The 13,623-nt window shown below is 37.8% G+C and carries 13 protein-coding genes; 7 read left to right on the top strand and 6 right to left on the bottom strand.

Going from position 1 to position 13,623, the window contains the following annotated elements:
* Positions 1 to 78: 78 nt before the first annotated feature.
* From ASU31_RS06885 to ASU31_RS06875, 3 genes are read left to right on the top strand one after another with little or no spacing between them, the layout of a single operon-like run.
* Positions 79 to 1,104 (top strand): Gfo/Idh/MocA family oxidoreductase, encoded by a 1,026-nt coding sequence (locus tag ASU31_RS06885; protein ID WP_057931614.1) that lies wholly within the window; start codon positions 79 to 81, stop codon positions 1,102 to 1,104.
* Positions 1,105 to 1,155: 51 nt separating this feature from the next.
* Positions 1,156 to 1,929, top strand: a complete 774-nt coding sequence (locus ASU31_RS06880; protein ID WP_057931613.1) for a M90 family metallopeptidase — start codon at positions 1,156 to 1,158, stop codon at positions 1,927 to 1,929.
* 15 nt (positions 1,930 to 1,944) lie between these two features.
* Positions 1,945 to 2,835 carry a DUF6263 family protein gene (locus tag ASU31_RS06875; RefSeq protein WP_057931612.1) on the top strand — a complete coding sequence of 297 codons (891 nt, stop codon included), beginning with the start codon at positions 1,945 to 1,947 and terminating at the stop codon, positions 2,833 to 2,835.
* 102 nt (positions 2,836 to 2,937) lie between these two features.
* Here the strand turns inward: ASU31_RS06875 and ASU31_RS06870 are convergent, their stop codons facing one another.
* From ASU31_RS06870 to ASU31_RS06850, 5 genes are all read right to left on the bottom strand, one after another.
* Positions 2,938 to 3,924: an alpha/beta fold hydrolase gene (locus tag ASU31_RS06870; RefSeq protein ID WP_083505286.1), complete on the bottom strand. Its 987-nt coding sequence runs from the start codon at positions 3,922 to 3,924 to the stop codon at positions 2,938 to 2,940.
* A gap of 142 nt (positions 3,925 to 4,066) precedes the next feature.
* Entirely contained in the window at positions 4,067 to 4,924 is an 858-nt protein-coding gene (locus ASU31_RS06865; protein ID WP_057931610.1) for a DUF4097 family beta strand repeat-containing protein, read from the bottom strand.
* A 3-nt stretch (positions 4,925 to 4,927) separates the two neighbouring features.
* Positions 4,928 to 5,302, bottom strand: a complete 375-nt coding sequence (locus tag ASU31_RS06860) for a GntR family transcriptional regulator (protein WP_057931609.1) — start codon at positions 5,300 to 5,302, stop codon at positions 4,928 to 4,930.
* A 1-nt stretch (position 5,303) separates the two neighbouring features.
* Positions 5,304 to 6,101 (bottom strand): hypothetical protein, encoded by a 798-nt coding sequence (locus tag ASU31_RS06855; protein WP_057931608.1) that lies wholly within the window; start codon positions 6,099 to 6,101, stop codon positions 5,304 to 5,306.
* 3 nt (positions 6,102 to 6,104) lie between these two features.
* Positions 6,105 to 6,932, bottom strand: coding sequence for an ABC transporter ATP-binding protein (locus tag ASU31_RS06850; RefSeq protein ID WP_057931680.1), 828 nt, complete (start codon positions 6,930 to 6,932; stop codon positions 6,105 to 6,107).
* A gap of 231 nt (positions 6,933 to 7,163) precedes the next feature.
* Between ASU31_RS06850 and ASU31_RS06845 the strand changes: the two genes are divergently transcribed.
* From ASU31_RS06845 to ASU31_RS06835, 3 genes are all read left to right on the top strand, one after another.
* Complete coding sequence (locus ASU31_RS06845) at positions 7,164 to 7,559, top strand: DoxX family protein (RefSeq protein ID WP_057931607.1); 396 nt, start codon at positions 7,164 to 7,166, stop codon at positions 7,557 to 7,559.
* 2 nt (positions 7,560 to 7,561) lie between these two features.
* Positions 7,562 to 8,551, top strand: coding sequence for an aldo/keto reductase (locus ASU31_RS06840; RefSeq protein WP_057931606.1), 990 nt, complete (start codon positions 7,562 to 7,564; stop codon positions 8,549 to 8,551).
* 106 nt (positions 8,552 to 8,657) lie between these two features.
* A complete protein-coding gene (locus ASU31_RS06835) occupies positions 8,658 to 9,737 on the top strand; it encodes an NADH:flavin oxidoreductase/NADH oxidase (RefSeq protein ID WP_057931605.1) in 1,080 nt (359 codons plus the stop codon).
* Positions 9,738 to 10,015: 278 nt separating this feature from the next.
* On the opposite strand, the gene ASU31_RS06830 is transcribed toward ASU31_RS06835, so the two are convergent.
* Positions 10,016 to 12,328, bottom strand: coding sequence for a TonB-dependent receptor (locus ASU31_RS06830; RefSeq protein ID WP_057931604.1), 2,313 nt, complete (start codon positions 12,326 to 12,328; stop codon positions 10,016 to 10,018).
* Between the two features lie 633 nt (positions 12,329 to 12,961).
* Here ASU31_RS06830 and ASU31_RS06820 point away from each other — a divergent pair.
* A complete protein-coding gene (locus tag ASU31_RS06820; protein ID WP_057931602.1) occupies positions 12,962 to 13,534 on the top strand; it encodes a TlpA family protein disulfide reductase in 573 nt (190 codons plus the stop codon).
* Positions 13,535 to 13,623 lie beyond the last annotated feature (89 nt).

Genomic DNA, 13,623 nt, shown 5'->3' with positions numbered 1-13,623 from the left:
TAAGGCCTAAGTAAAAGCTTTGCTGTTTTAACATTAAAGCTTGAATCGTAATTGTATTTTTAGCTACATTTATAACCTATGGATACGAATATCAATAAAACAATTAATGCCGGTTTATTAGCTTATGGCATGTCGGGGAAGGTTTTTCATGCTCCTTTTTTACAGGCACACAGTGGATTCAATTTAAAGGCTATAGTAGAACGCAGCCATAAAAATGCGGTTAATGATTACCCTAATATTACAAGTTATAATAGCGTTGATGAGCTTTTAAATGATACAGAAATAGAGTTGGTTGTTATTAATACGCCCAATAATCTTCATTATGAGCATTCGAAAGCGGCATTAACCAAACATAAACATATTCTGGTTGAAAAACCGTTTACAGCAACGGCTGTACAGGCAAAAGAACTTTTTGAGCTTGCCGATAGTGTAGGCAAACAAATCTTTTTCTACCAGAACCGCCGTTGGGACAGTGATTTTATCGCGGTGAAAAAGGTAATTGAAAGTGGTAAACTGGGTAAGCTAGTTGAAGTTCATATGCGTTACGATCGCTACCGTAATGTAATTGGCCCAAAGGCATTTAAAGAAAACCCGATAGCGGCCAGCGGACTTTTATACGATTTAGGTCCACACTTGTTAGACCAGGTAATCAGTCTGTTTGGCAAACCATTAAGTTACCATAAAATTCTGGGTAAAAATAGGGTAGGTACTTTGGTCGATGATTATTTCTCGATCCAACTGAGTTATCCAAATAGTCTGCAAGTTTTTGTTACGGCGAGTATGTTGGTGGTAAATCCGCAGGCGGGGTTTGTTTTACATGGCATAAACGGAAGTTTTATTAAACAAAGAACAGATATTCAGGAAGAACAGTTGCTGGCGGGTATGAAATTAACCGATCCGGGCTATGGTGTTGAGCCCGCAAGTAAAGATGGTTTATTAACAACCATTGATGCTGAAGGCCATAAAACCGAGGAGATGATTCCATCAGAAGTAGGAAGTTATTTGCCGCTTTTCGAAGCCGTTTATCAAGCAATAAACAACAATAAACCATATCCGGTTACACGTGAGGATGTTTTGACCCAATTAGAAATTATCGAAAGCTAATATAAACCATCATCCAATCTGTGTAATCTCCTAATCTGTGTAATTCCATTTATGAACTCGCTTCCACTTGCCTACTTAATTCCTATTTTTCTAATTGCCCTTTATCTTATCCTTAAAAAAAAGAAGGTGGCTATTGATCCTTTAACGGATGTAGACAAAAAGATACTGGATGATTATGTAGGGTATTACCATAATCTCGATTCGACCGATAAGCTGAGGTTTGAGCAGAAAGTGGCCGCGTTTTTCAGCACAGTTAAGATAGAAGGGGTGGGTTTAGAAATGACAACATTAGACGAATTGCTGATTGCCTCGAGTGCCGTGATCCCGATTTTCGGTTTCGACGATTGGCAATACAAAAACTTGACCAGCGTTTTATTGTATCCGGATACTTTTAATAAAGATTTTCAGTTTGAAGGTAGCGAAAGGAACATTATGGGTATGGTGGGTACGGGTTATATGAATGGACAGATGATTTTATCACGCTCGGCCCTGCGACATGGTTTTTCTAAAAGTGCAGGGAAAGAAAATACGGCTATACACGAATTTGTACACCTTTTAGATAAATCTGACGGCGCAACAGACGGTGTACCGGAGAATTTAATTGCACATGAATATACTTTGCCATGGATTAAGATGATGCATGAGGAAATGGAGAAAATTGAAGACAATAAATCGGATATTAATCCATATGCCATCACCAATCAGGCTGAATTTTTTGCTGTGGTTTCTGAATATTTCTTTGAAAAACCTGAACAGTTAAGGGATAAACATCCGGAATTATATTTTCAGTTAAGCCGCATTTTTGCGCAACAGCCCGCAGGTTAAATGATCAATCCTCGAATGAAAACATTTGCAACAATTATCTGGTGCCTGGTCTCTATAAGTGCCTTTGCACAAAAAACCTATGTGTTAAGACAAAATTATCCAACGGGCTATAAGTACGATTTCACGCTTACTTCCGAACAGATCATTAACCAGAAAATTGCTGGCCGCGATGTACATTTAACCCAAAGCATTGGAACAGATTATACTTTTGATATTACAGAAGGCCATAGTGGCGAAAAGGATGTGAAAGTAACTTACAACAGGATTTCTATGAAATCGGTTGCGATGGGCAATACCATGACCCTTAATTCAGATGATCAGGATAGTACCAAAAAGAATCCTTTTAGCGGTTTAAAAGGTGCGTCTTTTTATATGACTGTAACCCCTAATGGTGGCATTAAAACAGTTGCTGGTATAGATAGAATGCTTGATAATATGGCTGCAAGGATGACTAAAGACACCAGTCAGGTTAAACAGATTAAAAATGCTTTAAGTAAACAATTTAGCAACGAGGTGGTGAAACAAACCATGGAATCGTCATTTAAAATTTACCCAGATAAAGCGGTTAAAATAGGCGATAGCTGGACTGTTGATACCAAAATGCAGATGAGTATGCCGATTGAAACAATTACACAATACACATTGAAAGAGGTAAAAGATGGAATTGCCATACTGGGCGTAAAAGGTACCCTCGTATCGAAAGGGAGTTTTGAAGTGATGGGCAATAAGATGGAAACGGATTTACAAGGGACCAACTCTGGAGAAACCTCTCTTGATATGAAAACCGGAATTGTACTTAACAGCCACCTCCGTGTTGAGCTGTATGGTAAAATGAAATCGATGGGGCAGGACATAGATTTCGAAATGCAAGGCATTAATAAAATTGTAGGGAAAGAGGTTAATTAGGTTTAACGTTGTCGTTATTCCCAACCCGATAGTTATCGGGTTGATTGGGAATCTTAATGCAGACCTTATAGGTTTCAAAAACCTATAAGGTCTGATAGAAAATTACAAACTACCTGTTAACGCCACTAGAAATTCCGTCGGGATTTCGATGTGTGGAATATGTCCGCAGGCATCAAATTCGATAATTTTAGCGCCGATAATTTTGGCTGCAGTTTGCTTTCCTAAAAGTTTGTATTGACCATGTAAAGCCTGTTGATCAGGTGTAAGCATCCCTTTGCCCACAATGGTTTTGTCTTCTTTACCAATAAACAAAACAGTGGGTACCTTTAAGTTCTGAAATTCGTATACCACAGGCTGTTCATAAATCATGGTATAAGTTAGTGCGGCAACCTTCGCCCAGCGCGGGTAGTCGGAACTATTGGTTACCCCTCCGGCAATACTCACCAGGTATTCGTATTCAGGTTTCCAATAGGTAAAGTAGGAGCCCTGGTAATACTTTCGTACGCTTTCTGCAGTGGTTTTGAGTTCAGTTTGGTGTTGTTGTGCAGTGGTGATATAAGGTATGAAAGTTTTATAATCTTCCAGTCCGATTGGATTTTCTAGCAAAAGTTTTTCAGTTGTTTCCGGGTACATCAAAGCAAAACGAGTAGCCAGCATACCGCCCATACTATGACCTAAAACCACAGTTTTTTGAACGCCTAAGGTATCTAGAAGTCTTTTATTCCAGGTAGCCATTTGGTGGAAACTGTAATGGATAAATGCTTTAGATGATTTGCCAAAACCAATTTGATCAGGTACAATAACCCGGTAACCAATGTTGGTTAAAGCTTTAATTACATTGCCCCAGTAATAACCTCCAAAATTTTTCCCATGGAAAAGGATTGCTGTTTTTCCATTGGCGGCTGCGGTTGGTGCAACATCCATATATGCCATTTTAATATCTTGCCCTTCGGTATTGATAGGGAAATATTTAACCGGATATGGGTATTTAACGTTATCAAGGGTGATAGATAGGGTGTCTATTTTTTGTGCATGTACATGGCTAAAAACGAACAGGCTGAGGGCAAATAAAAGAAAATATCTCTTCATAATTGGTATTGATGTAAAAACTAAAAAGCTAATTGGCCCAAGTTAAACTTTTGCCAATTAGTTAGCTTAAAAATCATGCCCTTTTTGTATAATCTACAATATTGAGAGAAATTATAGGTATGGTTTTGACTGCATTAAAATGCTATTTGATCAATTGTTTTAAATTAACAGTAGGGATCTGAATGGTAGTTTCATCGGAAAGATTTCCTTTCGCAGCATTAATCTTGATATGCTGAAAATTCACATCATTCTTACCGATGCTATTTAGCGAGAGTGTTTCTATTGGGCCTATATTCTTATTTTCTTCATTTTTAAATTCAGCTTTTGCATCCTTCACTTTTAGATCAACGTTTCGGAGCGGCGTGTTATTTATGGTTAAGTATCCTGAATTGATGTCGACGCGAAGGTTTTCAATTTTTGCATCTTCGATGGTTATGTCAGGTATCACTACATATTTTGGATCATATGTAGTTTTCTTGGTCAAGCTCAAATTTTTGATTTTCATACCCTCACCAAATTTGAAGTTTATACCTCTTGTGATCTCTACATTTAAGCTATCAGTATTAGCCGATAATGCATCAATCGATACATTGTTAAAAGTAATTCCTTTTAAGTTTGGGGAAAAAATCAGCAATGTTCCATGCTGGTAATTGCGTTCTGCCTTTAAGGATATATGAAGTTTCCCATCTTTATCTACCTTATATTCAATATAAGGAGCAAGATCGTTTGTTGCTTTAAACAAAAACTTATCATTGGCAATTATTTTTATATTAAGATAAGATGATTCTGAGCCATTAATTACCACATTTTGAAATGCCTGGACAGGATATTTTTTGATATACCGACCTGCTGCACCATCTGTTGTCTCGGCTCCCATCAACATTTTGTTATAGGTTTTATTGTCGATCCGGTTTACTTTGGCAATCAAGATCATAACTGTTAGTGGAATGATAAGTAGTGCAATTGCCAATCCTATTAATAATTTATTGCTTGTTTTCATCTTTTAGGCGTTAAAGTTTTGTGATACGAAAGTTTGATAACGGGATTTTAACTCGTCGAAATCAATTTCCAATAGATAGAGATTTCTAAATAAGTTTGGCAGTTCATCTTCGATGAAACAGGTTTTTCGGTATTGTTTTACCTGATCGATAGTATTATCAGCCAGGAAAAAACCAATCCCTCTTTTATTGTTTAGGATGTTTTTGCCCTGTAACAATTCGTAGGTACGCATTACTGTATTTGGGTTTACTTCCAGTTCTACTGCCATTTCCCTTACAGAGGGTATTTTATCTTCAGTTTTCCATTTGCCCAATAATATCTGCTCACAAACGTATTCAGCTATCTGCAGGTAAATGGCCTTGTTATTATTAAATTCCATTTTAAGCCTCCTTTTCTTTTAAACGTATAAATGAGATGAGCCAGAATGCCAATGTTAAAAATATGCCCATAAGGCTCATCACAAAGAAGACATGGTTATCATCTTGCCAATATGGCCCCCCAATCCAAACGGTGTTGTTGGTTAACTTATTCATTATGAATATTATAGAGGTCATCCATAGCGTCACAAATGCCATTAAGGATATAGCCGTTTTAATGTAATGGAAGTTCTGGAAAAAGATAGAACCCAATAAGAAAACAGCATTGATCAGGAATGGCACATAATAAAACTGATAAAATTCTTTAACCGTTTTGGTTGAGAAAAAATAGGCTACATTATCTATAATTACTTTTTTGCCTTGATAATCAGTATAACTTGATGTTAGTGTATGCGTTGCTCTAATAGATGAAACAAAAGTAAGATCGATTAGGTAGAAGCATAACAGATAAGTGGGAACTGCAATAATTAAGGTATAAAATATGGCACTTAAAAATTTTTCAATACCTGATGCTGGGATGAGGATGTTGATAATGGCTTTAGGTTTTTGCCCTAAATGTATAAAATAGCTGCTTGCTATAATGCTTACAAATAGAAAGCCAGTGATTAGGAATAGGGGATATCTAAAATTTAAAGTGTTAGACGAAAAGTATTTTAGATTGTCTTCAGTTAAGTTTATGGCATAAAATAAGGTCAAAACCCCAACTAATACGCCAAAACTGATTAAATAGATTTTTCCAAAATCTAACCATTGTCTTTTAAGCAATAAGCCAAATCGATTGATATTAAATGTGTTGTTCATCGCTTAACTGAATAAAGGTTTAAATTTGATTTTTTCTGCAAGTATGGCATTGAAAAGAAGCTCCATATCTAATTTGCTTTCTTCCTGGTGATAGTTTGGCATAACAGCATTATAACCAGAGAGTGATGCCTCCGCATAAATGATGCTATCATCGATTTCTTTGACTTTCTTGAAGGTTAGCTTTGCTGTAATTTCTTCTACTGAAGCTTTAAGCGCAACGTCGTTTTCGTCAAGCATAATCACCGTGTCGATCAAATTGTCCAAATCCCTAACCTGGTGCGTAGAGATGATGATACAACGTTCATCTGTCATAGCAGAAGCCATAATTTTTCTGAACTGTGCCTTTGATGGAATGTCTAAACCGTTAGTAGGCTCATCCATAATCACCAGTTTCGCCTGTGTAGCCAGGCCGAAGGCGATAATTACTTTTTTCTTCTGGCCGTAACTCATGTTAATGAGCTTCTGTTCAACAGGAATATCAAATTCCTTAATCAGATCTGTAAAATAATCATGATCGAATTTTTTGTAAAACGGAGCGTTTGCTTTTAAATAGGCATCTATTTTTACTGAAGGCAAATAAAATTCTTCTGGAATAAAACAAATCTGCTCTAAAAGTGCAGGCTGTCTTTTAGCGGGGTTAAAGCCCATCACATCCAATGTGCCACTCTGTGCATATACCAAACCGGCAAGATTTTTTAGCAGGGTGGATTTACCTGCTCCATTTTTCCCAAGCAAACCGTAAATATGACCATTGCTTAACCGCATGCTCATATTTTTAAATAATGGCTTATGCTTGCTGTAGCCAAAATTAAGATTGTTAATGTTGATCATATCTACTGTATTAGTTAAATAATACACTAATGTATGATGTTGTTTGATGATCTCCAAATTATTTTGAAAAAAGTTTAGCGGTAAACGAATATGGGTTAGCGTTTTCATGCCCATCATTCCGCGCATTCCGCCCTCGTCTACGCCACGGAAAGGTAAAATATCAGTTTAATAATTGTTGCATTAAAACATCCTTAATGTGGAGATTGTATGTTTGTAGTATATCGATATAGTATGGATACAAAATGGGCATATTTACTTAGCCGCTTGGCAATTGGTTTAAGTTTTTTCGGACATGGTTTGGTACGTTTACCAAAACTTTCAGGTTTTAGCCATTGGATGGTAGGGCAATTTTCTAAATCGTATTTACCGGATGCATTGGTCATTCCCTTCAGTTATATTTTGCCGTTTGCTGAATTTATAGCGGGGCTAATGATTATATTAGGATTATTTACAAGGCAAGGATTATTATTTGCGGGAGTAATTTCTTTAGCGCTTATTTTCGGAACAACAATAATTGAGAATTGGGAGGCACTGCCTTCTCAACTCGTCCATGTGGCATTTTTGTCGGTACTACTCGCTTACTTGCCGCATAACAGTTATGCGGTTGATAAAATCATTAAAAAATAATTATGGAATACAGAAAAATTGGAAATTCAGATTTGGAACTTTCAGTAATCACTTTTGGTGCCTGGGCAACCGGCGGATGGATGTGGGGAAGTACAGATAGAAACGATGCGATTAATGCAATTAAAGCTGGTTACGATTTAGGGGTTACATCAATCGATACCGCTCCAATTTACGGCCAGGGCGATAGTGAAGAAATTGTGGGCGATGCGATAAAAGGCATCTCGCGCGATAAATTACAACTGGTAACCAAATTCGGGATGCGTTGGGATCTGGCCAAAGGCGATTTCGGCTTTAAGAGTAAAAACAACGACGGAAAAGAGATCGATATTTATAAATATGCTGGAAAAGAAAGTGTAATTTATGAATGCGAACAATCTTTGAAACGCCTGGGCACCGATTATATTGATCTTTACCAGATCCACTGGCCAGATATAACCACACCGATAAGCGAAACTTTCGAAGCGGTGAACAAGTTGATTGAGCAGGGTAAAGTGCGTTATGCAGGCGTATGCAATTATAATATAGCACAATTAAAAGAGGCAGATCAAACGCTAGAAATTATTTCCAATCAGATTCCATTTAGCATGGTAAACCGCGGTGTTGAGGAGGAAACTGTTCCATATTGCATCGAAAAAAATAAATCGGTTTTGGCTTATAGTCCGATGGAGCGCGGTTTGTTAACTGGAAAAATGACCGCCGATTATAAATTCGAAGAAGGTGATCACCGTCAAGGGAATAAATTTTTCACACCAGAAAGTATCGAAAAAACAAATGCATTTTTGGCTAAAATAAAACCGTTGGCCGATGAGAAAAATGCTACCCTATCTCAATTGGTTTTGCGTTGGACGGTTGAACGCCCGGGCATTACCATTGCTTTGGTTGGCGCAAGGAATGAAAAACAAGCTGTACAAAATGCTGAAGCTATAAATGTAAAATTAAACGCTGAAGAAATTCAGTTTATTAATAGTGAATTAGAGAACGCAGGTTTTTAAACCTCAACTGCAAAGAAAAGAAGGAATACACAAAGAACACAGAGGTTAAGGTCCTCGATTTCTTTGCGAAAAAACTTTGCGTCCTTTGCGGTTAAACAAACAAGATATGTCTAAATTATTTTCACCTTTTACCATAAAGGATGTAACCTTAAAAAATAGAATTGTCATTTCCCCAATGTGCCAGTATTCGGCTATTGATGGTTTTGCAACCGATTGGCACTTGGTGCATTTAGGAAGCCGTGCCGTTGGTGGTGCAGGTTTAATTATCCAGGAAGCTTCCGCAGTAACTGCCGATGGAAGAATTACCTATGCCGATTTGGGCATCTGGAAAGATGAACATGTAGCTAAATTAAAACAGATTGTTTCGTTTATCCATGATAATGGAGCAATTGCAGGTATCCAATTGGCGCATGCCGGTAGAAAAGCCAGCTGTGAAGTGCCTTGGAATGGCGGTGAGCAGCTAACTGCAGGTGAAAACAGCTGGAAACCAGTTGCACCATCTCCAATTTCTTTTAAGCCAGGACAGGTTGAACCACATGAATTAACGATTTCAGAAATTCAGGATATTGTTTTTGCTTTCAGGGCGGCTGCTAAACGTGCATTGGCTGCAGGCTATAAAGTAGTAGAAATACATGCTGCACATGGTTATTTGTTGCATCAGTTTTTTAGTCCATTGAGCAATAAACGTACAGATGTTTACGGTGGAAGTTTCGAAAACCGTATTCGTTTGGTGATCGATGTGGTTGAAGCCGTACAATCGGTATGGCCAGAAAACTTGCCTTTATTTGTTCGCATTTCTGCAACGGACTGGACGGAAGGTGGCTGGAACGAGAACGACTCGTTACAATTGGCAGCGGTGTTAAAAGATCGCGGTGTAGATTTAATCGATACCTCATCGGGTGGTAATGTTCCTGATGCCTTTATCCCTGCAGGACCAAATTACCAGGTTCCTTTTGCTGATAAGATCAGAAATGAAATTGGCATTTATACAGGTGCAGTAGGCGTGATTGTAGAGGCGCAGCAGGCGGAAGAAATTTTAGAACAAGGCAAAGCTGATTTGATTTTTATTGCCCGCGAATCGTTACGTGATGCTTATTTCCCTACACATGCAGCACAAGTGCTTGGTGATAATACCGAATGGCCAAATCAGTATGTTAGAGCCAAAAGGGAGACGTTTAAGAAATAATTGCATGTGTCGTTACCCTGAATTCATTTCAGGGTATTCAACCAGACTTCAATAAAAGAGTCGTCATCTCGATCCGATAGCTATCGGATGAAGCGTAGCGGAATGGAGAGATCTATCTCGATAGATTTAGCTTCGCTGAGCACTTCGTGGTTCTCGACTTCGTTTCACCCGATAGCTATCGGGTCCGCTCGAAATGACGACTGTACTGTATTAAACAAAAAGCGGAGTGATCTTATTGATCAACCCCGCTTTTTGTCTGTAAATGGTATTTAGTGAGTTTATTTTACCAGCGTAAAAGGAACATACAATCCGAAAGTGATATTTCTACCGGTATTGTAAACACCTAAATCAGGATTCTCCTGATCAAAACGGCCTGGTTTAAATCTACTTAAAGCATCATAATATTTCTGATCTAACAAGTTGTTGGCCGAAACAGATAGTTTGATTGGCTGTTTACCTAAATTAAATGTAGCACCAATACCCGCGTTTAATAGCGTATAACCGCTGGTTGGCGTTTCGAAAACATCATCTACACGTGTTTGTTTAAATGCCGAGTTGATACCAACAGAAAGGTATGCATCATTTGTTCCTTTAAGCTTAGGCTCGAAACGCAACTCGTTTCTCAAAGTTCCTGCAGGAATAAATGAAAGCGGTCTGTTTAAAGTGTTATTCTGTGCATGAACGTATCCAAAGGTATTTTCGAAGTGGATAAACGGAACCGGGTGGATGGTTAAACTGGCTTCTGCGCCATAAAGGTTGGCATTTACCTGTCCGTAACGGTAAACATCATAAAGGGTACCGTCAGCTACTCTTTGTTCGCCATTGTTGGAAGCATAAATATAATTATGGATGTAGTTGTTATAAATACTTGCACTTGCACTTACAATTTTTCCTTCGTATTCTAAAGCTGCATCTATCTGGTAACTGCGCTCAGGACTTAAGCCGGAGTTACCGATTTCATATCTAAATGTACCTTCGTGCACACCGTTTGAGCCTAACTCTGCTGGGTTTGGCGCACGGAATGCAGAACCTGCATTGGCTTTAAAATTCAGCTCATCATTAAACTGATGGGTAAAACCCAATGCGCCACTTACATTGGAAAACTTATTTTTGAAAGGTGCAAAAAGCTCTTCTCCGTCATCAAATAATTGTTTTCCGTTATTTTTTCTAAAATCGTAGCGGGCACCAATACTAAAGGTACTATTTTCCCAGTTTTTCTTCGCATAAGCAAAAGCGCCTAAACCAAAAGTATCGTAAGCTGGAATTAAAAATTCTGTTCCTTTATTTTGGCTATGTGCATCATCTACACTTACACCAAAAACGGGCTGCCATCCATTGGTTTCGTGTATATAGTATTTCAGGTCTGCATTGTAGGTTTTAAGATCGAAGAATAGGGCCGGGTCTGGTCCATCTAACTCACGGCGTTGGTTTTGTTGATAGCCAAAATCGGCTTTCAAGTTGCCATTACCGATAATGAAATTGTTGTTCAAAGCAATTTTAAAATGCCTGATATCCTGGCGAGGGTATTCTAAAGTACGGTTTTTGTAATCATCGTTGGTAAAAGCACTTCCATCTTCTTTTACAAAATTTCCATTGTCATCTAAAGTTGGCTCATAAAAGCCAATATTGTTATGAAAGTTCGAAACATTTAAGTGGGTATAACCCCAGCTTTTATTTAAACCTACCATACCACTTAAATCGGTTTCGTTAAAGCCCGAATTAGGGAAGTAACCTGTTGGTGTTTTAAAAGAGTAAGCATTTTTATATGTTCCACGGGCTCTCCAAACAAACCCATTTTCATTACCATTTAACATTAACGAGTTAGCGGTAAGGCCATTATTTGTAGAATAATTGGTAATAAATTCACCTTTAATCTGCCCTTCTGGTGCGGTACTTGGCTCTAATAGGTTAATTACACCGCCGAGTGCATCAGAACCGTACATTAACGATGCTGCGCCGCGTAAAACTTCAACGCGGTCTGATTTAAACTGATCGATTTCAATACCGTGCTCATCGCCCCATTGCTGGCCCTGTTGTTTTATCCCATCATCTAAAGTTACAATTCTGTTGTAGCCCAAGCCTCTGATTACAGGCTTAGAAATAGATGGACCAGTAGTAATCTGCGATACACCGGGTATTTTAGTTAACGCATCAATTAAATTGGTTGAAGGCTGTAAAAGCTGATCCTTGCCAATTACTGCAGAAGAAGCACTATTTCTTTTGCTGGTACTGCTGATCAAACTTCCGGTAATTACAATCTCTTTTGTTTCAATTGCGGTAGGTTGTAAAGAAAATTCTAATCCATCTGCGCTGGCAAAGTTTACCACCTGCGTAGCGGTTTTATAGCCTACATAGTGTACCTCAATCAGATAACTTCCTTTTGAAGGAAGGTTATTCAATGTAAATTCTCCGTCATTGTTGGTTACGGCCGAAACTTTTAAATCAGGGATAAAAATGGTTGCACCTGGCAACGTTTGTTTGGTGCTGGCATCAATAACCTTACCTTTTATATTCTTTAAAGCGGCAGCAAAAACGGTGCTGCTTAATAATGTATATAGAATTACTAAGCCAATAAGCTGTAATTTTTTCATGTGTTGTAGTAAATAAAAATGATAGAAAAACCAAAGCAATAGCGTAATGAAGCTAGTTTTAGTTTCTCATATAAATAATTTGATTAAGCGCGGATGCGCTTGAAAAGAAAAAATTATGCTAAAGGAGGACCTCGTAAGCAAGTGCGCTTTATTTCGGTAAAGGCATTTTTTAAGGTAGGTTCGGTTCGGCTAAAAATTTTGGCCGATAAGAAGATTCTGTAAATGTGGTGCGTTTGTACGTAGTTTTTTTCAAAACTCGCATTACAGACTAAACAGGTATCGCCATGGGCCTGCACGTGGCTAACATGTTTACAGTTGACCTCTTTCTGCACAACCGGAAGAGGATTATGGTGGTGAAGAACACTCCAGGGAGTTAAAGCAATAGCAAATACGATCAGCATAAATGCCGATAAATATTTTTTAATGTTTTGTCTATGCTTTTTCAACAGGGCAAAAATAGTAATTCCTAAGCAATTATATATATTTACAAAGTAACATTGTATTTGCGCTGTTTTGACTGGTGATTTAATCAATAGTTTAACGTAAGAAGGGGCTAAATCTTCTAATAAATTATTGAAGTACCAATTGGAAGCCCATTTCGTTATTATTTACAATAAGTAAAACGAACAATTAATGAAGTTTATCAGGAAAAATATATTCAACGCATTATTTATCATTATCCTTTTGGTAATTGTTTTGGTACCTGATGCAAAAGCATTTTTAATTAAAGGCTTAATGGAAATCGGTTTTTATTCGCCAAAAGTTGAAAACCCAAAGGAAATCGTAACGAGCCTCAACGGAATCCAGTTTAAGGATATAAATGGAAATGTGATTGATCTTGGCGATTTAAAAGGAAAAGTTATTTTTCTTAATTTTTGGGCAACCTGGTGTCCGCCATGTAGAGCAGAAATGCCATCGATCAATAAATTATATACTCAGTTTAAAGATGATAAACATATTGTCTTCATTTTTGCAGATGCAGATGGCGATTTTGCCAAATCGGGCAAGTTCATGGCCGACCATAAATATGCAATGCCGGTTTGTAAAGTAGAAAGCGAAATTCCTGAAAAAGTATTTGCTGGCGCTTTACCAACAACAGTTATTTTTGATAAACAGGGCAGATTGTCTTTCAGGCATGAAGGCGTGGCCAATTATGCGGATAAAAAAATTGTAGACTTTCTCAATAAGTTAAAGAACACAAAATAACTTTCTCCAATAACCCAAACATTCCTGATCCTTCCTAAAATTTGAGGTCCAAATGATATTTGCATTTGCAATATATGTAGTTAACTACA

Origin of the sequence: Pedobacter ginsenosidimutans, assembly GCF_001442625.1 — a bacterium.
Lineage (GTDB): Bacteria > Bacteroidota > Bacteroidia > Sphingobacteriales > Sphingobacteriaceae > Pedobacter > Pedobacter ginsenosidimutans.
Note: the sequence above shows the minus strand (reverse complement) of the source record. Positions and strands in the feature narration are given on the sequence as shown.